The organism is Gordonia terrae, assembly GCF_051789125.1.
GTDB classification, from domain to species: Bacteria; Actinomycetota; Actinomycetes; order Mycobacteriales; family Mycobacteriaceae; genus Gordonia; species Gordonia terrae_A.
This window is the reverse complement of sequence record NZ_CP196526.1, coordinates 4070029-4089504: the sequence shown is the minus strand read 5'-3', so window position 1 is coordinate 4089504 and position 19476 is coordinate 4070029. Positions and strand designations below refer to the sequence as shown.

General features: G+C 67.8%; 17 protein-coding genes. 9 read left to right on the top strand and 8 right to left on the bottom strand.

The window, feature by feature from the left end:
• Both ACSUZC_RS18450 and ACSUZC_RS18445 read right to left on the bottom strand, forming a co-directional pair.
• Positions 1-840 carry a sulfurtransferase gene (locus tag ACSUZC_RS18450; RefSeq protein WP_238423365.1) on the bottom strand — a complete coding sequence of 280 codons (840 nt, stop codon included), beginning with the start codon at positions 838-840 and terminating at the stop codon, positions 1-3.
• Positions 841-1251: 411 nt separating this feature from the next.
• Positions 1252-2109, bottom strand: coding sequence for an LmeA family phospholipid-binding protein (locus tag ACSUZC_RS18445; protein ID WP_439029910.1), 858 nt, complete (start codon positions 2107-2109; stop codon positions 1252-1254).
• A gap of 210 nt (positions 2110-2319) precedes the next feature.
• Between ACSUZC_RS18445 and ACSUZC_RS18440 the strand changes: the two genes are divergently transcribed.
• From ACSUZC_RS18440 to pstB, 6 genes are all read left to right on the top strand, one after another.
• Entirely contained in the window at positions 2320-3108 is a 789-nt protein-coding gene (locus tag ACSUZC_RS18440; RefSeq protein WP_439029909.1) for a winged helix-turn-helix domain-containing protein, read from the top strand.
• Positions 3089-4012, top strand: coding sequence for a mycothiol synthase (gene mshD, locus ACSUZC_RS18435; RefSeq protein WP_439029908.1), 924 nt, complete (start codon positions 3089-3091; stop codon positions 4010-4012). The genes ACSUZC_RS18440 and mshD overlap by 20 nt, the downstream gene beginning before the upstream one ends.
• Before the next feature lie 264 nt (positions 4013-4276).
• Positions 4277-5353: a phosphate ABC transporter substrate-binding protein PstS gene (pstS, locus tag ACSUZC_RS18430; RefSeq protein WP_439029907.1), complete on the top strand. Its 1077-nt coding sequence runs from the start codon at positions 4277-4279 to the stop codon at positions 5351-5353.
• A 144-nt stretch (positions 5354-5497) separates the two neighbouring features.
• The gene (gene pstC / locus ACSUZC_RS18425) at positions 5498-6526 is read left to right on the top strand and encodes a phosphate ABC transporter permease subunit PstC (RefSeq protein WP_439029906.1); all 1029 of its coding nucleotides are present in this window, start codon (positions 5498-5500) and stop codon (positions 6524-6526) included.
• Positions 6527-6528: 2 nt separating this feature from the next.
• Entirely contained in the window at positions 6529-7428 is a 900-nt protein-coding gene (gene pstA, locus ACSUZC_RS18420) for a phosphate ABC transporter permease PstA (protein ID WP_439029905.1), read from the top strand.
• A 46-nt stretch (positions 7429-7474) separates the two neighbouring features.
• On the top strand, positions 7475-8251 hold the full coding sequence (gene pstB, locus ACSUZC_RS18415; protein WP_439029904.1) for a phosphate ABC transporter ATP-binding protein PstB: 777 nt from the start codon (positions 7475-7477) through the stop codon (positions 8249-8251).
• Positions 8252-8342: 91 nt separating this feature from the next.
• Here pstB and ACSUZC_RS18410 read toward each other — a convergent pair whose 3' ends face one another.
• From ACSUZC_RS18410 to ACSUZC_RS18385, 6 genes are all read right to left on the bottom strand, one after another.
• Positions 8343-8492: a hypothetical protein gene (locus ACSUZC_RS18410; RefSeq protein ID WP_238423373.1), complete on the bottom strand. Its 150-nt coding sequence runs from the start codon at positions 8490-8492 to the stop codon at positions 8343-8345.
• A 156-nt stretch (positions 8493-8648) separates the two neighbouring features.
• Positions 8649-9311: a phosphate signaling complex protein PhoU gene (gene phoU, locus ACSUZC_RS18405; RefSeq protein ID WP_439029903.1), complete on the bottom strand. Its 663-nt coding sequence runs from the start codon at positions 9309-9311 to the stop codon at positions 8649-8651.
• Between the two features lie 141 nt (positions 9312-9452).
• Positions 9453-11693: an LCP family glycopolymer transferase gene (locus ACSUZC_RS18400; protein WP_439029902.1), complete on the bottom strand. Its 2241-nt coding sequence runs from the start codon at positions 11691-11693 to the stop codon at positions 9453-9455.
• 194 nt (positions 11694-11887) lie between these two features.
• Positions 11888-13045, bottom strand: coding sequence for a tRNA dihydrouridine synthase DusB (gene dusB / locus ACSUZC_RS18395; protein WP_439033174.1), 1158 nt, complete (start codon positions 13043-13045; stop codon positions 11888-11890).
• A 32-nt stretch (positions 13046-13077) separates the two neighbouring features.
• Complete coding sequence (locus ACSUZC_RS18390) at positions 13078-14070, bottom strand: acyl-ACP desaturase (RefSeq protein ID WP_238423377.1); 993 nt, start codon at positions 14068-14070, stop codon at positions 13078-13080.
• 358 nt (positions 14071-14428) lie between these two features.
• On the bottom strand, positions 14429-15037 hold the full coding sequence (locus tag ACSUZC_RS18385) for a nuclear transport factor 2 family protein (protein ID WP_439029901.1): 609 nt from the start codon (positions 15035-15037) through the stop codon (positions 14429-14431).
• Positions 15038-15140: 103 nt separating this feature from the next.
• Between ACSUZC_RS18385 and ACSUZC_RS18380 the strand changes: the two genes are divergently transcribed.
• The 3 genes from ACSUZC_RS18380 (at position 15141) to ACSUZC_RS18370 (ending at position 19463) form a co-directional block, all read left to right on the top strand.
• Positions 15141-17075: a protein kinase domain-containing protein gene (locus ACSUZC_RS18380; RefSeq protein WP_439029900.1), complete on the top strand. Its 1935-nt coding sequence runs from the start codon at positions 15141-15143 to the stop codon at positions 17073-17075.
• The gene (locus ACSUZC_RS18375; protein WP_439029899.1) at positions 17075-17917 is read left to right on the top strand and encodes a fibronectin type III domain-containing protein; all 843 of its coding nucleotides are present in this window, start codon (positions 17075-17077) and stop codon (positions 17915-17917) included. The genes ACSUZC_RS18380 and ACSUZC_RS18375 overlap by 1 nt, the downstream gene beginning before the upstream one ends.
• 145 nt (positions 17918-18062) lie before the next feature.
• Positions 18063-19463 carry a WS/DGAT/MGAT family O-acyltransferase gene (locus ACSUZC_RS18370; RefSeq protein ID WP_439029898.1) on the top strand — a complete coding sequence of 467 codons (1401 nt, stop codon included), beginning with the start codon at positions 18063-18065 and terminating at the stop codon, positions 19461-19463.
• Positions 19464-19476: the final 13 nt, after the last annotated feature.

The window sequence follows — 19476 nt, the reverse complement described above, 5'->3', positions numbered from 1 at the left end:
TTACTTTCCTTCTCCGAGTTCGATCGGGACACCGATCAGCGAGCCGTATTCGGTCCAGCTGCCGTCGTAGTTCTTGACGTTCTGGTGGCCGAGCAGTTCCTTCAGCACGAACCAGGTGTGGCTGGAACGCTCACCGATGCGGCAGTAGGCGATGGTGTCCTTGGAGCCGTCGAGGCCCGCTTCGCCGTAGAGCTCGGCGAGCTCCTCGTCGGACTTGAAGGTGCCGTCCTCGTTGGCCGCCTTGCTCCACGGGACGCTGATGGCGCCGGGGATGTGGCCGGGACGCTGGCTCTGCTCCTGCGGGAGGTGAGCGGGCGCGAGGATCTTGCCGGAGAACTCATCAGGGCTGCGCACGTCGACCAGGTTCTTGACGTTGATGGCGTCGACGACCTCGTCGCGGAATGCGCGGATGCTCAGGTCCGGCTCGCCGGCCTTGTAGGTCGTTGCCGGACGGCTGACGGCGTCGGACGACAGCGGGCGGCCGTCGAGTTCCCACTTCTTGCGACCACCGTCGAGCAGCTTGACGTCGTTGTGGCCGTACAGCTTGAAGTACCAGTACGCGTAGGCGGCGAACCAGTTGTTGTTGCCGCCGTAGAGGATCACGGTGTCGTCGTTGGCGATGCCGCGCTCGGAGAGCAGGGCGCCGAACTGCTCGGCGTCGACGAAGTCGCGGCGGACCGGATCCTGCAGATCGGTCTTCCAGTCGAGCTTGACGGCGCCGGCGATGTGGCCGCCGTCGTAGGCCGAGGTGTCCTCGTCGACCTCGACGAAGACGGTCTTGTCGGCATTGAGGTTCTGCTCAGCCCATTCGGTGCTGACCAGGACGTCGGAACGTGCCATGGAGGTGTCCTTTCCAGTGGATCTGTGATGGTCGTCGATCAGATGGAGATGGTGGAAACGGTGAGACGCGAAAAGGATTTCCGCGATCTCGGCGGAGGTGATGAGCGCGGGTGACGGCGCACGGAATCGAGGATTCGAGACCTCGGTGGAGACGCCCCCGTACTCATCGACGGTGTGGGCGGCCGGCTGCGAACGCAGCACGGATGGTCACACCGTCAACGGCGAGTGCGACAACAACAGTCGGCGACACGACAGAAGTCGATCGCCCGGCGTCGTGTGAGCAAGTACTCACGGCGCTGCTGCATGCCCACGAGGGTACAACAGAGCCGAACCCGCCCCCAACGGCCGGGGTGCTTTGCCCCGAACGCCGTCGAAAGCCGTCTGAACTGCTCAGAGCCGGTCAGGTGGTTGTCAGAACCGGTCGGGGCGGACCGCGACCGGACCGGATTCGCCGACCAGTTGGACGTCCCCGCCGAAACTCTCCGCCCGCTGGGCGGTGAGATCCCAGGCCATCGGCAGACGGGGCAGCGTCATGCTGAACCGGTCGAGGACCGCCTGCCGCCACTGTCCGGGGATGTCGGCGCCCACGTGGCGTTCGGGGCCGGTGTAGAAGTCGGTGGCGCGGATGTCCAGGGCGCCGTCGACCACGGAGAGGTCGACGGACACGCTCACGCGCACCTTCGGGCCGTCGTAGGCAGAGGCCGACGGCGGGTCGGCCGGGTCGAGCCCGTCGGTCGGCGGCAGGGCGACGGTGCCGGTGAACACCACCCCCTTCTCCCGACTGACGATGCCGTCCTGCGGACCTCCGGCGCCCGCCTGGTCATCGGGCCCGGGAGTGCTGACGGTGAGGTCGACGATCCGCAGATAGCGGGCCAGTGTGACCGCATCGAGCCTCGTGTACGTCGACAACGACGACGTGTGCAGAACATCACTCGGGCCGAATCCGCGCCCGTCAGCCACCTTGAACGGGCCGAGAGACGCGCCCAGTTCGCCCCGGCAGATGCCGCGAACGGGGTCGCATCCGGGTAGTTCGACGCCGGGCGCCGCGATGGTGGCGCCCGCGAACTCGCCGGCAGACGCCTGCGAGGTGAACGGGAATCCTGCGATCGTGACCTCGGGATCGACAGGCACCCGGGGGGATTCGGCTATGGCGCGGGAGAGCTGGTACTCGGCGCGGACCGCGGCACTCACGTCGACACCGACTGCGACGCCACCGGCGAGGAGAACGACGGCGACCGCGATGACAAGGACTTTCCGGATGCGCGGCATACTCGGCCGATCACCCTCCCCGTCGTCGTCCAGCAGCGGTCTGACGTGCCTTGTCAACTGCCGACCGCCTCGGTGACGCTATTCTGTCATCTATCCCGCACACGTTGGTAAGGCAGCGTAAACAATCGTCGACGGTGCGCGGGTGGCGTTCACGGCGTGGTGAGCGATCTGGATGGTCCGGGACGGGGACGAACGAGATCGGAGTGTTTGGTGGATCTCTTGTTGTTGACGGCCGACCCCAATCCGGAGTCGGTCCTGCCGTCGTTGTCGCTCCTCGCGCACACGGTACGAACCGCGCCGACCGAGGTGTCCTCGCTGATGGAGGCGGGTAATGCCGACGTCGCGCTGGTCGACGCGCGCGCCGATCTGGCGGCGGCGCGGGGACTGTGCCGGCTACTGGGCAGCACCGGTTCGTCGGTGCCGGTCGCCGCGGTGCTGACCGAGGGCGGTCTGGTCGCGGTGAATGCGGACTGGGGGATCGACGAGTTCCTGCTCCCGGGCACCGGGCCGGCGGAACTCGACGCGCGCCTTCGTCTCCTGGTGGTGCGTACCCGCGGTGTCACGGCCGAGGAGGCGTCGGGCAAGGTCACGCTGGGGGAATTGGTCATCGACGAGGGGACCTACACCGCGCGGTTGCGCGGACGCCCCCTCGACCTCACGTACAAGGAGTTCGAGCTCCTGAAGTACTTGGCTCAGAACGCCGGCCGCGTCTTCACGCGCGCCCAGCTGCTGCAGGAGGTGTGGGGTTACGACTTCTTCGGCGGCACGCGGACCGTGGACGTCCACGTCCGCCGGTTGCGCGCCAAACTCGGCAGCGAGCACGAGTCCCTGATCGGGACCGTGCGCAACGTGGGATACAAGGCCGTGCGTCCCACCCGCGGACGGGCCGCGCCCGCCGAGGTCGCCGAGGACGATGCAGTGGTCGCCGACGATCTCGAGGAAGCCTTCGACGGACCCGATCCCTTCGACGAGGAGTTCAGTGCCAGCACCGGGAACTGAAGAACTGCAGGTGCGACGCGGCGCTCTTCCGCCGGAGATCGCCGACTTCGCGCATCGACTGGTCCGGGAGGCGACGATGGCCGACGGTGTCGCGCCGCTGTCCGAGGGGGCGGTCGCGGCGGTCGACGCCGGGGACGGGTCCCCGGTCGTGCACGTGTGGTCGGAGGCCGGGTACGCCAACATCGTGCCGGGGCGCGACGGTGAGCCCTCCATGATCGAGGCGGTCGTCGACCCGGCATCGCGCAGGAGCGGCCATGGACGCGCACTGCTCGACGCCGCCTTCGGTGCAGCGCCCGCCCCCGACGCCTCGGCGGGCGACTCTCCCGGAGTGCGGGTCTGGGCCCACGGCGACCTGCCGGGTGCGGTGGCACTCGCCGCCGCCATGGGCCTGACGAAGCGTCGCGAACTGTTGCAGCTCCGCCGTCCCGTCGGCGCCGGCCATGAACTCCCCGAACTCGTCGTCAGTCCCTCCATCTCGCTGCGCACCTACGCCGGTCCGGCCGACGACGCCGAGATCCTGCGGGTGAACAACGCCGCCTTCGACTGGCATCCGGAACAGGGCGGGTGGTCCGAGGAGCAGATCCGTGCGCGGGTCGAGGCCGACTGGTTCGATCCCGAAGGACTGTTCCTCGCGTTCGACGCCGACAACACCGGGCGGCTCCTCGGATTCCACTGGACCAAACGTCATGACGCCGAGCTGGGTGAGGTCTACATCGTCGGCGTCGACCCGGCGGCGCAGGGCCGCGGGCTCGGGCGTCTGCTGACCCTGGCCGGGCTGCATCACCTCGCCCGGGGCGGCGTCTCGGAGATCAACCTCTACGTGGAGGGCGACAACACCGCTGCCCTGCACACCTATGAGCGGCTGGGCTTCACCCGCTACGCCGTCGACGTCGCCTACGGCTGATCGCCCGCCTCGTCGAGGGTGGCGTCTCATCCGCTTCCGGGGCCATGTCCCTGCTCGGCATCCTGGACAGACACGCCACGCAGTTAGCCAGGTCACAATGGTGGCGCGCCAGCCGGATCGCACCCCGTCTGCCTTGGCCAGTTCACCCGCAGTTCATCTCTTGTAGGGGATCAGTCCACCACGCCCCCATAGCTTTCCAATCGGACACTCCGGGCCCCACGGCCACGTCGGGCGGAGAACGCGAACGGAAAGGCAACACCAGCGGTGAAAATCAATCGGAACGGCGCTCTTGCGTCCGTGTCGGCTATCGCGGCACTGACTCTCGTGACGGCGTGTGGTGGGGGAAGTTCGTCGACGGTGAGCGGCGAGGGCTCGACGGCGCAGCAGAAGGCCATGGAGCACTTCAGCCAGGTCCTCTCCGACAACAGCGACATCGTGCTCGACTACACCGGCAGCGGCTCGGGCGACGGCATCAAGAAGTTCATCGCCGGGGACGTCGACTTCGCGGGCTCGGACTCGGCGCTCAAGGCCGACGAGGTCACCGAGGCCACCGCTCGCTGCAACGGCAACGCCCCGTGGCACCTGCCGCTCGTCGTGGGCCCCGTCGCGGTCGCCTACAACATCGAGGGCGTCGACGACCTCAAGCTCAACCCCAGCGTCATCGCGAAGATCTTCAACGGCAAGATCACCAAGTGGAACGACCCGGCCGTCGCCGCGCTGAACCCCGGCGTGCAGCTGCCGGCCAGCGACATCGTTCCCGTCTACCGCTCGGACAGCTCGGGCACCACCGACAACTTCCAGCGTTTCCTGGAGAACTCGGCCCCCGCCGACTGGCCGTATGAGCACAGCAAGGAGTTCGCGCCCAAGGGTGTCGGTTCCGGTGCCTCGAAGTCGACCGGCGTCGGCGACACCGTGAAGAAGACCCCGGGCTCGATCACCTACGTCGAGTGGGGCTTCGCCACCGAGAACGACCTCGGCGTCGCCCAGGTCGACTTCGGTGCCGGCCCGGTCGCGCTGAACGCGGAGAGTGCGGGCAACGCGCTCGAGTCGCTGGCCTTCAAGGACCCCGCGAGCAAGGACCTCGTCGTCGACACCGACGCCCTGTTCGCCTCGAAGGCTCCGGGTGCCTACCCGCTGCTGCTCACCCCGTACTCGATCGTCTGCTCGGCGGGCTACGAGGACGAGGCCACCAGCCAGACGCTGAAGGACGCCTTCACCGCCGTGCTGAACGACGGACAGGCCGGACTCGAGGAGATCGGCTACGTGCCGGTGCCCGAGGCCTTCAAGACCAAGCTGCAGGGAACCATCGACTCGCTGTCCGGTGGGTCCGGGAACGCCTGATCAACCCAACACTGATCGAGTGCGCGGGGCCGCTTCGGTTTGCGGCCCCGCGCACGCGGTTGACACACTGACACGACATTTCGCGTGTCCACGAGACGGCGGGAAGTGGCCCCAATGACCAGAGCCGAATCACAAGAAGGACGCATGACCTCGCTGAGCAAAGAGGGTGGCGCGGTTCCGCCGGGCACCGACGAACCGACCGCCTCCGGGTCATCGCACGAACCACCGTCGGGCAAACTGCACGCGGCCGCACACCACCAGGTGGCCGACCGGGTGTTCCGGACCCTGGCCGTCGGCTCGGGTTTCGTGGTCTCGATCGTCATCGCGCTGATCGCGCTCTTCCTCCTCGCGCAGGCGATTCCGTCGCTGGCGAAGAACGACGAGAACTTCTTCACCTACACCGGCCAGTGGATCACCAGCGGGTCCCAGCTCGCCTTCGGTATCCCGCAGCTGTTCTATGCGACCGTCGTGGTGTCGGTGATCGCGCTGCTGATCGCGATGCCGGTCGCGCTGGGTATCTCGATCTTCCTGACCGAGTACGCGCCGAAACGGCTCGTCGGTCCGATCACCTACACCGTCGACCTCCTCGCCGCGGTGCCCTCCATCGTCTACGGCCTCTGGGGCATCCTGGTTCTCGGCCCGGCCCTGGTGCCGGTCAACGAGTGGCTGGTGGGCAACCTGGGCTTCCTGCCGTTCTTCCAGCAGCCCACCCAGGTCGCCAACATGAGCACCGGCGGCACGCTGCTGACCGCGGGCATCGTGCTGGCGGTCATGATCCTGCCGATCATCACCGCGGTGACGCGCGAGGTGTTCATGCAGACCCCCAAGGGGCATCGTGAGGCCGCGCTCGCCCTGGGCGCCACCAAGTTCGAGGTCGTCAAGGTCGCGGTCCTGCCCTTCGGGTTCTCGGGGTACATCTCGGGTTCGATGCTCGGTCTCGGTCGCGCGCTCGGCGAGACGATGGCCCTGCTGCTCATCATCTCGACGGTCGGACCCATGAACTTCAACCTCATGGAGAGCGGCGAGACCTTCGCGACCAAGATCGCGAACAACGCGGCCGAGTTCGACTCGCCCGCCAAGACGGGCGCCTACATCTCGGCCGGCCTGACCCTGTTCGTCCTGACCTTCATCGTCAACGCCGCCGCCCGCGCGGTCGTCGCCGGAAAGAAGTGACCATGTCTGTGACCACGACAAGTTCCGCGGCCGACCCCGTCAAGAAGCCGTCCGGCTTCACACCGATGTCCGGGCGTCGGAAATTCACCGACGCGACGGTGCGCGTGGCCGTCGTCGCCGCCCTCCTGCTGGCGCTCGTCCCGCTGGTGTGGCTGGTGTTCACGCTCGTGTCGCGCGGCATCGAGCCGATCCTCGACATCGACTGGTGGACGCAGGCCGAGCGCCGCGGCGGTGCGGCCAACGCCATCATCGGAACGCTCATGCAGACCGCGCTGGCGGCCGTCATCTCGATTCCGCTGGGCATCTTCGTCGCCATCTACCTGGTCGAGTACGCCACCCAGAAGTCACTTCTGGCGCGCGTCACGACCTTCATGGTCGACATCCTGTCGGGCGTCCCGTCGATCGTCGCCGCACTGTTCGTCTACGCGGTCTGGCGCACCACCCTCGGGCTGCCGCGTTCGGGCTTCGTGGTCGCGATCGCACTCGTGCTGCTGATGGTCCCGCTCGTGGTCCGCGCCACCGAGGAGATGCTGAAGATCGTCCCGCAGGACCTGCGAGAGGCGTCGTACGCCCTCGGCATCCCCAAGTGGAAGACGATCGTCAAGATCGTCCTGCCGACGGCACTCTCGGGCATCGTCACCGGCGTGATGCTGGCCATCGCCCGAGTGATGGGCGAGTCGGCACCGGTGCTGATCCTGGTCGGTGCGACGCGTGCGATGAACGTCAATCCCTTCGACGGCAATCAGCAATCACTGCCGCTGATGATGGTGCAGCAGTACAACAACGGACCGGGCGCCTTCGACCAGGTGTGGGGAGCGGCGCTGACTCTGGTCATCCTCGTGGCGATCGTCTATTTCGGCGCGAAGATCGTGTCGAAGTTGTTCGCCCCCAAGACCTCCTGATCCCTCACCCTCACCGGGTCATCTCCTCCAGAACGGAACCAACCCCATGGCCAAGCGCCTCGACATCAAAGACCTGAACATCTACTACGGCGACTTCCATGCGGTCAGGGACGTCACCCTCGAGGTGCCGCCGCGCTGCATCACCGCCTTCATCGGCCCGTCGGGTTGCGGCAAGTCGACCGTGCTGCGCACCCTCAATCGCATGCACGAGGTGACCCCCGGCGCGTATGCGAAGGGCAGTGTGCTGCTCGACGGCGAGGACATCTACGGCAAGAGCGTCGACCCGGTCAGCGTCCGCGCGACCATCGGCATGGTGTTCCAGCGTCCGAACCCGTTCCCCACCATGTCCATTCGCGACAATGTGGTCGCCGGCCTCCGGCTGCAGGGAATGCGCAACAGGTCCGAACTCGATGACGTCGCCGAGAAGAGCCTCCGCGGCGCCAACCTCTGGGAAGAGGTCAAGGACCGTCTGGACAAGCCCGGCGGCGGCCTCTCGGGCGGTCAGCAGCAGCGCCTGTGCATCGCCCGCGCGATCGCGGTGTCGCCCGACGTGCTGCTGATGGACGAGCCGTGCTCGGCGCTCGACCCGATCTCGACGTTGGCGATCGAGGACCTGATGGGTGAACTCAAGAAGGAGTACACCATCGTCATCGTGACCCACAACATGCAGCAGGCGGCGCGAGTCAGCGACCAGACGGCGTTCTTCAACCTCGAGGCCGTCGGCCAGCCGGGTCAGTTGGTCGAGATCAACGACACCGAGGCGATGTTCTCGAACCCGACGAAGAAGGAGACCGAGGACTACATCTCGGGACGCTTCGGCTGATCGTCACCGGGAGCCTTCCTCGACACGGACAGGCCCGCTCGCCCTCGGGTGAGCGGGCCTTGTCGTGTCTGGGATGGCCTGTCGGGCCATGTCACATGTTGAGCAACAGGATCGCCAGCAGCGCCACCAGGGATGCGGTCACGCCGAGGTAGGCGAGTATCTTGCGGCGATGGGCGGCAGCCTCGGCGTCTTCGTCGGTCGCCGCATTGAAATCGGGCTCGGTCGGATAATGCTGGGCCATGTCCGCCACCCTAGCCACGACCCCGGCCAGTGTGAAATCCCTCCGCGGGGAGATCTTCGCTGACATGAAAAGAGGCCGAGATCAGTTCGATGAACTGAATTCTCGGCCCCTTGAGGTGTGGTCTCCCGCTCGGTCACGCAGACCGAGCGAGAAGGATCACCCGATCCTCTGGAACTGCTCCGGGGTCTTGCCGGTCGCGGTGAAGACAACGCGTCGGCCGATGAGCACGGCGTGATCGGCGAACCGCTCGTAGTAGCGGCCCAGCAGGGTCACGTCGACGGCGGCGGCGACGCCGTGCTTCCACTCGCGGTCCATCAGAACGGTGAAGAGATGGCGGTGCAGGTCGTCCATCGCGTCGTCGTCTTCCTGCAGACGCAGGGCCGCTTGGGGGTCGCTGGTCACGAGAACCTCGTGCGCGCTCTTGGCCAGTGCGACCGCGAGACGCCCCATCTCCGCGAAGTACCCGTTGACCTCCTCCGGGAGGGCCTTGGCCGGGTGGCGACGGCGAGCGACCTTCGCGACGTGCAGGGCCAGGGCACCCATGCGGTCGGCGTCCGCGACGATCTGGAATCCGCTCACGACCCCACGCAGGTCACCCGCGACGGGTGCCTGCAGGGCGAGGAGCGCGAAGGACTGTTCCTCGGCGCGAGCGGTGAGCTGGCTCATTCGCTCGGTGTCGCCGATGACCTCTTCGGCGATGGCGAGATCGGCCTGCAGCAGTGCCTGCGTCGCCCGCGACATCGCGGTGCCGGCCAGCTCGCACATCTCACCCAGTACCGAGGTCAGCGCCTCGAGTTGCTCTTGGTAGGCGGTACGCATTCATCAAGGATACGTGCGACGCGGCTCGTATCCGACTCCGACCGATGAACGCATGATGAACGTCCGGTACGTCCTCTATCGGCCACGAGTCGGCGCGTCTTCCGAGGGGTCGCACACACACCCGTCGTGGGGTGATGCAGGTCACGTGCAGGTGGTGTCGCCGGCGTTCGTGATGGCCAGGTCGTTGGGGAGGTTGCCGGTGTTCTCCGCGGGAGCGAGCTGGTCCACGGTGAGCGTGGAACCCGCGGCGGGCACCGACTCGAGGGCTCCAGTGGAATCGGCGCCGACGATCAGCTCCACACCCGACTTCACCGTGCGGTCGAGCTGAATGCTCGCGCCGGGGAACAGTGCGGCGAGTGTGGCGGCTGCGTCGCGTTGTCCGGGGCCGTAGCGGACGACGGTGTCGTCGCGATTCTCCGAGGCGTCGGCGACACCTCGGACATCGAACCCGTAGGGGACCAGCTGCTCGGAGACCTCCGATGCCAGGCCCGTCTGCCCGGTGCCGTTGAGCACCCGGACTCCGACATTCGCCGGATTCTGAGCGGTTGCCGTCACCGGGCCGGGTGCGCCGGCATCGGCGCTCGCACTCGAGCTGGGGCCACTGGGACTCGCGGGTGCCTTCGACGTCGTCGGCTTCTTACGGGCCTGCTCACCGGGCAACGGCAGGTCGTCGATGATCGCATCGAAGATGGCGTCGATGTCGTCGGTCCGGGGGATCTCGTTGTTGGCGCCGTCGGTCGACGTGCCCGAGGTGGGGATCGTCAGGAACGACACCCGACCGGCCTCGATGCCCTGCATCGACTCCGCGAGGCTGATCAGTGACTGGGTGTTCACCCCGTCGACGTAGCTGTACTCGATGAACGTGTTGACGATGCCGTTGAGCTTGTTGGGGTTCGACAGCACGTTGCCCGACAGCGACGAACGCAGGAGCGACGACATGAACAACTGCTGTCGCTTGATGCGTCCGTAGTCGCCGTTGCCCTCGGAGGAGATGTTGCGGGCCCGCACGTAGTTGAGCGCGCGTCGTCCGGTCAGCTTCTGCTTGCCGGGCTTTCGCAGGATCTGGCCGATCTCGTAGTCGTAGAGGGGCACCGTCGAGCAGACCTCGACGCCACCGATCGCACGGACGACCTTCTCGAAGCCGAAGAAGTCCATGCCGATGAAGTGGTTGATGTTCAGACCGCTCATCGCGGTGATCACGCGCACGAGGCACTGTGGTCCGCCCGCGGCGTAGACGCCGTTGAGTTTGACGTCGTCGGCGGGGGGCATCTCGGCACCGTAGGCGCCGGTGGCGTTGTCCCAGGCTCGGCATGCCGGCTGGTCCACCTGCAGGTCGCGCGGAAATGACACCGCGACGACGCGACTCCGGTTCGCGGGGACGTTCACCAGGATGACGGTGTCCGACCGGGCACCGTCGGCGTCGGCTGTGGTGCCGGCGCCCACCTTCGCGTTCTTACCGCCGCGGGTGTCGGTGCCGACGATCAGATACGTCTCGTCGCCGTACTGCGCGTCTTTGTTGCGGATGTTCTCGTCTTCGGGGTCGACGGCGGTGACGTTGCGCCAGTTGCCGTTCCACGACTGTAGGTAGCCCCAGACGAAACCCGTGCCGACGAGGGCCATCACACAGGAGATGGCGACCAGGATGCGCCCGGTCGCCGTGGTCTTGCGCAGCATCGCGCCGCGCCGGTCGTCGGCACGGCCGGGATGGCGGCGGGGTCCGGAACGCAGGGCGAGGGGACCGGTCAGGTCGGGAGTGCGTTCGAGCGGTTGCGCTGCGGGAGCGCCGGCCGGGCCGCCGGAGTGCAGCTCCTGTGCGCGAGACTCCTCGATCGCACGTTTCGCGGTCGCGCGGTCGGACAGATCCGGTGCGGAGTCGCCGATCGTCGGGATCTTCTGGGTGACGTCGTTGCCGAAGTCGTGAACAGTGGTCGGGCGGTCGTCCGGCTCGGGCTGCGTCGGCGCACCGCGAGGCGGGGAGGCGGGCGACTGGTCTGCGGGTCGTCCCGCGGGAGGAGGTGCGAACCGGCGAGAGCGTCCGCGCGTGCTGGGCGGTGTCTCACGAGGGGCGGCGTCGGACCGCGCGCGAGCGGCCCGTCGCGAGTCCGGCCGGCCCGGTTCGGCGGCCGGCGCGCCCGTCGACTCCTCGGCATTCATCTGCTCGAGTAGTTCGCGAACCGTCAGCCGCGTACGGCCACGGACGAAACGGTCGGCCGAGCGGGGTTCACGCAGGCTCGGATGTGCGGATGAGTCCTGGGCGGGAGGTGTGTCGAACTTCTCCGTGGCGTCGTTTGCGTCGCGGGAGCGTCCGGCTCGACCACGACGAGAGCGGTCGGCGGCGCCGCCCGTCTCCGGGTCGTCCGGGCCCGATGTCCAACGACTCAATGCACGTTCCTCATGCCCCGAGAGCTGATTCGCAGAGTCACCGCAGATCGGGGCTCGATCGGCGCGGTGCGCACAAACACAGGGTCCCGGGGGACCGGGACCTCCGCGTCATAGTACTGATCGCACCTGAGAAACAGTCTCAGCCGAGCGTGCGATGTGACGGTTTTCGCAGTTCGGTTCAATCGCGGTTCGGTTCAACCGCCGGAGTGCATGATCTCGGCACCCGCCGGGACCACGTCCTCGTCGGGATCGTCGAGCCAGCCGTCGGGCAGCGCGACCTTCGCCGGCGAACCCTGGCGACCCCGCGGACCGTGCCCGTCGGACGGGAACGGTGCGTCGGCGGGCAGCTCGGCGAGCAGTTCGCGCAGCTCGTCGACACTTCCCACCAGGGCCATCCGGCGACGGATCTCCGACCCGGCCGGGAACCCGCGGAGATACCAGGCGACATGCTTGCGGATCTCGCGGCAGCCCTTCATCTCGCCGTGGTGGTCCACGAGGAGTTGGCAGTGCCGGACCATGATGTCTGCGACCTCACCCAGGTTCGGCGCGGTCGGGGCCTCGAACCCACCCAGTTCGGCGGCGAGTTCGGCGAACAGCCACGGGCGGCCGAGACAACCGCGTCCGATGACCACTCCGTCGCAACCCGTGTGGTTCATCATCGCGACCGCGTCGGCGGGTTCGAAGATGTCGCCGTTGCCGAGTACGGGGACGGAGGTGACGTGCTCCTTGAGACGGGCGATCTCGTCCCAGTCGGCCTCGCCGGAATAGCGCTGCGACGCGGTGCGCGCGTGCAGGGCCACCGCAGCCGCGCCTTCCTCGGCGGCGATGCGACCGGCGTCGAGGTGGGTGCGGTGCTCGTCGTCGATGCCGATGCGGAACTTCACCGTCACCGGGATGTCGGTGCCCTCGGTGGCGCGGACGGCCGCCGCGACGATGTTGCGGAACAAGGTGCGCTTGTAGGGGATGGCCGACCCGCCGCCCTTACGGGTCACCTTGGGCACCGGGCATCCGAAGTTCATGTCGATGTGGTCGGCGAGGTTCTCGTCGACGATCATCTTCGCGGCCTGGTAGGTGTACTCCGGGTCGACGGTGTAGAGCTGCATCGACCGCGGGTTCTCGTCGGGCCCGAAGGTCGTCATGTGCATCGTGACCGGATGCCGCTCGACGAGCGCACGAGCGGTCACCATCTCGCAGACGTACAGGCCGGAGACTGTGCCGGTGCGCGCGAGTTCGAGTTCGCGGCAGAGCGTGCGGAACGCGACGTTGGTGACGCCGGCCATCGGTGCGAGGACGACCGGGCTGGCCAGTTCGATCGAGCCGATGCGCAGCGCAGAACCGGCGCCTTCGGTGATCGAAGGCGCCGGATGCGTGGAGAGGGTGGTGCTCAGGATGCCTGCTGCTCCCGCTTCTTGGCCTCGCGGGCGAGGGAGCGGTCGCGCATCTCCTCGAACCGGAGGGTGTCCTTCTCGAGCTGCTCGAGGAATGCGGCGAGCTCCTCGCGGACCTTCTCGCCCTCGCTGGTGAAGTCGTCACGCTCGAAGACGTTCCACTTGCGCAGAACCGGCATGACGACCTCTTCGAGGTGCTGGCGGAGGTCGTAGATGCCATGCTTGGCCATCAGGACGCCGTGGCGGCGGAAGTTCGGCATGCCGGCGCCGGGCATCTGGAAATTGGTCACGATGTCGGTGACCGCACGCAGCGTCTGGTCGGGCGAGATGTCGAAGCCCGCACCGCAGATGTTGCGGTAGAAGATCATGTGCAGGTTCTCGTCGGCCGCGATGCGCTGCAGCATCTTGTCGGCGATCGGGTCGTTGCACGCCTTGCCGGTGTTGCGGTGGCTGACGCGGGTCGCGAGTTCCTGGAAGGTCACGTAGGCCACCGAGTGCAGCAGGCCCAGCTCGTCGGCGTGCTCTTCGAGCTCGTCCACGCGTCCGGCCGCGGCCAGCATCGGATCGTAACCGTTGGTCATGTGGATCATCCGCGCCTCTTCGAGGGCCACGGGATCGACGCCGCGGGTCACCACGAGGTAGTCGCGCATGACGATGCCGTGACGGTTCTCCTCGGCGGTCCAGCGACCGACCCAGTGGCCCCACGCGGAGTCCATCGAGAAGTTGTCTGCGATGACGCGGTGATACGACGGCAGGTTGTCCTCGGTGAGGAGGTTGGTGATCATCGCGGCCTTGGCCACCTCGTCGAGCTGGGACTGCTCGGGGTCGTAGTCGACGCCACCCAGGGCGGCGAAGTTACGACCCTCGTCCCACGGCACGTAATCGTGCGGGTTCCAGTCCTTGGCGATCTTGAGGTGACGGTTGACGTTGTCCTCGGCAACCGGGGCCAGCTCTTTGAGAAGCTCGAGTTGCGTCAGCTCGCGTGCCATGTAGATGTCCTCCGAACGGTGTCCGCGTGTCTCGTCATTGAGTGTCGTCGTTGTGTGTGCGTCAGGTCGATCGATCCCCGTGCGCGGCCGGCGGCCACGATGGCGATTCGCGACGTCGTCGTGGACAGATACGCACCCCGTCCACCACACCGTGGTGTACCGGGTGGAGCCCCCGTGCGCCCGTCGCCACTGGTCAAAGTTCTAGCGTACGGCACGAGCATCGGTGTCCCAAGTCCGTCGTCTGGGTGTCGTTCCCGCGCGGCCCCGCCGTTACGAGGGGTGACGGTGGTGTCTGTCACGTCCGGGCTCGGCGTGCCGCGGCCCCCATCTGCGCAGGTCGATCCGTAGAAGACAAGGCTCAGCGCGCGGGGCGCCTGGAGGCGAACATCGCGCCTGTGGTGTCCATCCACGCCGAGGCCGATTCGTCGATCGAGCCGGATTCGCGTGCTTTCTCACACCACCGCATCGCAGCCCGCCCGAACTCCAGCGGGTTGTAGACGTCTTCCTCGCGGCTCCAGAGGCCGTCGCCGGCGTAGGTGAGGATCGTGATGTTGGTGGCCGTGATGTGCGTCTGGTCCCCGGGATCGCGCATCGGGTTGTCGACCTCGCAGATGACCCGTCCCGTCGGGGCGTCGACGACGTGCCACAGCGAGGGGAAGCCGGTCATGTGGCTGCCAGGGAACGACGACATGGTCCGCCAGATCCAGGCCCGGATCTCCTCGCGACCGTGCATGGTGCCCAGCGCGTGTTCGATGTACTCCGCATCCGGGGTGAACATCTCGGCGAATCGGTCCCAGTCGCGGCTCACCGCGATCTCGGCGACGGTGCGCTGGAATCGGCCGAACGCCTCGTCGAGTTCGTCGGCGGTGAACCGGGGCGTGTCGATGCCGGTGGTCGCGGAGTCGGAGGTCGCGGGGTCGGTGGTCGCGGAGTCGGGGATCGGGGTCGGGTTCTCGGTGGTCTCCATCGCCGCGATCGTAGAGTCCCGGATGGTGTCGTCGACCGGGTTTGGCCACACTCGGTAGCATTCGTGCCTTACAAGCCACCGCACACGGACCGGTGAGGACGTCATGTACCAGGTAGGGGACCTGATCGCGGGATACCGCGTCCTCGACGTGCTCGGACGCGGGGGCATGGGGGAGGTCTACAAGGCCGCGCACCCACGGCTCCCGCGGGCCGACGCGCTGAAGGTCCTGCGCTCGGTCCATGCCACCGACCCGGTCTTCCGCGCCCGTTTCGAGCGCGAGGCCGACATCGTCGCGCCGCTGCACCATCCCAACATCGTCGCCGTCTACGACCGAGGCGTCTTCGAGGGACTCCTGTGGATCGCGATGGAGTACGTGCCCGGCACCGACGCTGCCCGCCTGCTCGCGCGCGAGGCCCCGCTCGACCCCGGGCTGGCGTGCACCATCATCTCCGGGGCGGCCGCCGGACTCGACGCCGCACACCGCGGCGGCGTGATGCACCGCGACATCAAACCGGCCAACATCCTCATCACGCCGGGAGGCGACTCCGGCGAGGGAATCCCGGAAGCGATCAAGCTCACCGACTTCGGCATCGCGCAGGTCCTCGACGAGGTGACCCATCTGACCGGCACCGGGATCACGATCGGCACCATGCGGTATGCCTCGCCGGAGCAGATCGAGGGGTTGCGGGTCGACGGGCGCAGCGACATCTACTCGCTCGGTGCCACCGCCTATGAATTGCTCACCGGCACACCGCCGTTCGACTCACCATCGCTCCACGGGCTGATGAACGCGCACATGCGGTCGGAGCCGCCGTCGGCGAGCGCCCGCACCCGCGCACTGCCGGCGGCGATCGACGACGTGCTGACCCGGGCCATCGCGAAGGATCCGGCACGCAGATTCGCCACGGCGGGGGAGTTCGCCGCCGCGCTCGCCGACGTCTTCGACTCGCGTTCCACGCTGATCGGCCCGGCGGTGCGGTCCGATCCCGATCCGCGTGCGACGTCGGCGCAGGGCGCTCCGGCCCCGACGCACCCGGTCCTGCAGAACCCCGCTCCGCCGGTGACCCCACCACCCGCGGTCACCACTCCGCTCAGACACGGACCCGGACACGGCGCGCCGTTCGCCCCACCGTCGGCCCCGCGGGCAGGGCCGCCGGAGGGGCTGCAACCGTGGGCGTCCGGGGACGTCCACCGGCCGTCGGGTCCGGGTGCCCGGCGGACCGGGCGTCTCGTGGCGATCGGCGTCGTCGCCGTGCTCCTGGCCGGAATCCTCGGCGCCGTGGCCGGTTTCGTCCGTCTGTCGGCGGTCGCCCTCGAGCCTCCGGACGCGCCGGACGTCGAGGTCTCCACGACCGCAGTGGAGCTGACGTGGAACGGGGTCCGGGGCGCGACCGACTACGTTCTGACGCAGAACGAGAAGGTGATCTACGCGGGCCCGGCGACCGAGTTCTCCGCGCCCCGACCGGTTCCCGGGACGTACACCTACCAGGTCGCGGCCCATCGCGACGGGCGGACGTCGGACTTCTCCCGCAACTCCGAAGCGGTCGACGTCTTCATGACCTGGGGCGAGCTGCAGCCGATCGCGGACCTCTATCACGACGTCATCCCGGCCACCCCGTTGAGCACCAACGGTTTCGACGCGATGCGGTGCTGGGGTGAGGACGGCGACCTCGCGTTCTCGTCGTCCAAGCGGACGGTCTCGTGTACCCGGGACTCACCGAAGGACGACGACGCGACGGGCGACGGTCCGGAATCCGACGGGCCGAATGTGGAATACCAGGTGATCATCGACAGCTACGACACCCCCGAGGAGGCCGTGACGGCGGCCAAGGTGACCGCCTACGACCTGCGAGGAGTCCCGTACACGACGGCCCAGGGGCACGCGGGCACGCTCTACCTGTCGGACAAGCAGAGAGAACAGGGCCAGGCGATCCTCACGTTCGGCTCCGGCGATCACGCCCGGACCGTGGTGTGGGTCGTCGTACCCGGGCGGCCGGCTTCCGCGGCTGCGGACGTGCTGGCGAGGTTGCCGATCTGATGAGCCACCAGAGCCCAGCGTCTCCGCCGCCCCCGCCGTCCCCGCCGTCCCCGCCACGCGGATTCCGTTCCGCCCCTTGGGTCATCGCGCTCGTCGTGGTGTCCGCGGCGGTGATCGCGGCCGGTAGTTTCCTCCTCGTCCGTTCGGTGACCGCGCCGGACGCGCCCGAAACGCCGGGCGGACTGACGCTGACCGCGCGACCGGGCCACGTCGTCGCCACCTGGCAGCCGGTTCCCGGAGCCTCGTCGTATCAGCTGGTCCGCGGCGACGGCTATGTGGTGTACGACGGCGCCGGCACCGAGGCGATCGACGCGAGGGTTCCTCCCGGAGAACACGAGTACCGGGTGATCGCGGTGCGCGACGGGGTGTACTCGGAGCCGGGACCCGGACAGCGGATACGCACCGGCGAGAGCTGGGGGGAGTTCGCGCCGCTGGTGGCGCAGTTCCCCGAGATGCTCCCGCAATCGCCGGACACCGCCGCGACGTGGATGAACGCCGAGTGCATCCGCCGCTACTCCGGCGGGCGCGACGAGGTGGGACCGTCGGAGAACGGCGTGGGCGAGGTCCGCACCGTGTTCGTGGTCCGCTGCGCCGCCGGTGCGGTCGACCGTCCGTTCGGGGTGTTCTGGTTCGCCTCCAAGGACGCTCTGAACGCGGAGTATTCGCGGTTGTCGTCCACGTCGCGGCCGGTGAAGTGGCGGCACGGCACCGGGTTGATCGACGAGAACGGCCGTGGCGTCTTCAAGATCACCGACGACCCCGCGCGCGAACTGGCGATGATCGTCGTCCTCGAGACGGAGTCGCAGGACATTCTCGAGATGGTCGACTCGTTGCCGCTCTGACCGCCCGCGACTTTCGGACCCGGGCCCGTTCGCGGCTGCGGCCGTTGCGGCGGTCGGCGCAACCTGCTCCGCGAGGGACACCGGGTGCGGCATGATGGCCTGGGGTGCCTCCGGGGTGGCGCCCACTCGAGGAGAGGCTGGACCCATGCAGCGCTTGAGCGGACTGGACGCATCGTTTCTCTACCTCGAGACGCGTGCGCAACTGATGCACGTCATCGGTCTCTTCGAGATCGATCCGAGCACCATGCCGGACGGATATCGGTTCGACAAACTCCGCGCCGAGATGGAACGACGCGTAGCCGCCATCCCGACTTTTCGGCGCAAACTCGACAATTCGCTGCTCAACATCGACCACCCGGTGTGGATCGAGGACGAGGACTTCGACATCGAGCGCCACGTGCATCGTGTCGGGGTGCCTGCGCCCGGCGGCGCCGCCGAGGTCGCCGAACTGTGTGGTCATCTGGCCGGTCAGACCCTCGACCGGGGGAAGCCGCTGTGGGAGCTGTGGATCATCGAAGGACTCGACAACGGCCGGGTCTGCGCGATGCTTCGGATGCACCACGCCGGGACCGACGGTGTCACCGGTGCCGACATGCTGGCCCAGATGTGCACGCTCACACCGGAACCCCCCGAGCTCGACACCGAGAAGGTCGGCGAGTCGGCTGGCCCGTCGTCGCGTGCCGCGATGGCGGCCGGCGGCGCGGTCAACTTCTTCGTGCAGCGGCCGCTGGCCATGGCCAAACTCCTGCCCCGGACCGTCGGCGTGCCCATCGGGTGGCTCCGTCGCGCGCAACAGGATTCGGCGATGCCGGCACCCTTCCGTGCCCCGCGTACGCGCTTCAACACTCCGATCACGCCGCACCGGAGCATCGCCGTGACGCAGCTGTCGCTCGACGACGTGAAGCGCGTGAAGAACCACTTCGACGTCAAACTCAACGACGTCGTTCTCGCAATGGTCGGCGGTGCCCTGCGCACCTATCTCCTAGGCCACGATGAGCTGCCCGACCGGCCGCTCGTCGGGATGGTGCCGGTGTCCGTGCACGGAGCCGACGAGAAGAATCTCGTCGTGAGCGGCACGAACAAGGTCACCGGCATGTTCACGCTGCTCTCCTCCGACGAATCCGATCCTGTTGCCCGCCTGCGCAAGCAGGCCGAACTGAGTCGTACCTCGAAGGAGCATCACGCTGAGATCGACGCGAACATCCTGCGGTCCTGGGCCCAGTTCGCCCCCGGCACAACGCTGTCCACCGCGATGAAGATCTACGGCGACCGCAACTGGGCGGCGGCGCACCCGCCGATCTTCAACGTCCTGGTGTCCAACGTCGCGGGACCGGACTTCCCGCTGTACTTCCTCGGCGCACGTGTGACCGGCGTGTACCCGCTCGGCCCGATCATGCACGGACTCGGACTGAACATCACGGTCTTCTCCGCGGACGGCAACCTCAACATCGGGATCGTGGGTTGCACCGACCAGACCCCGGACCCGTCGGCCATCGCCGACGCCTTCGACGACGAGCTCAAGCACCTGCTCGCCGCCTGCGACTGATGTCTCCTGGGAC

Coding starts and splice junctions, on each gene's coding strand:
- ACSUZC_RS18450 (WP_238423365.1), bottom strand. CDS start 840: ATGGCACGTTCCGACGTCCTGGTCAGCACCGAATGGGCTGAGCAGAAC.
- ACSUZC_RS18445 (WP_439029910.1), bottom strand. CDS start 2,109: ATGCCGCGCATCCGGAAAGTCCTTGTCATCGCGGTCGCCGTCGTTCTC.
- pstC (WP_439029906.1), top strand. CDS start 5,498: ATGACCTCGCTGAGCAAAGAGGGTGGCGCGGTTCCGCCGGGCACCGAC.
- pstA (WP_439029905.1), top strand. CDS start 6,529: ATGTCTGTGACCACGACAAGTTCCGCGGCCGACCCCGTCAAGAAGCCG.
- pstB (WP_439029904.1), top strand. CDS start 7,475: ATGGCCAAGCGCCTCGACATCAAAGACCTGAACATCTACTACGGCGAC.
- ACSUZC_RS18410 (WP_238423373.1), bottom strand. CDS start 8,492: ATGGCCCAGCATTATCCGACCGAGCCCGATTTCAATGCGGCGACCGAC.
- phoU (WP_439029903.1), bottom strand. CDS start 9,311: ATGCGTACCGCCTACCAAGAGCAACTCGAGGCGCTGACCTCGGTACTG.
- ACSUZC_RS18390 (WP_238423377.1), bottom strand. CDS start 14,070: ATGGCACGCGAGCTGACGCAACTCGAGCTTCTCAAAGAGCTGGCCCCG.
- ACSUZC_RS18385 (WP_439029901.1), bottom strand. CDS start 15,037: ATGGAGACCACCGAGAACCCGACCCCGATCCCCGACTCCGCGACCACC.
- ACSUZC_RS18380 (WP_439029900.1), top strand. CDS start 15,141: ATGTACCAGGTAGGGGACCTGATCGCGGGATACCGCGTCCTCGACGTG.
- ACSUZC_RS18375 (WP_439029899.1), top strand. CDS start 17,075: ATGAGCCACCAGAGCCCAGCGTCTCCGCCGCCCCCGCCGTCCCCGCCG.
- ACSUZC_RS18370 (WP_439029898.1), top strand. CDS start 18,063: ATGCAGCGCTTGAGCGGACTGGACGCATCGTTTCTCTACCTCGAGACG.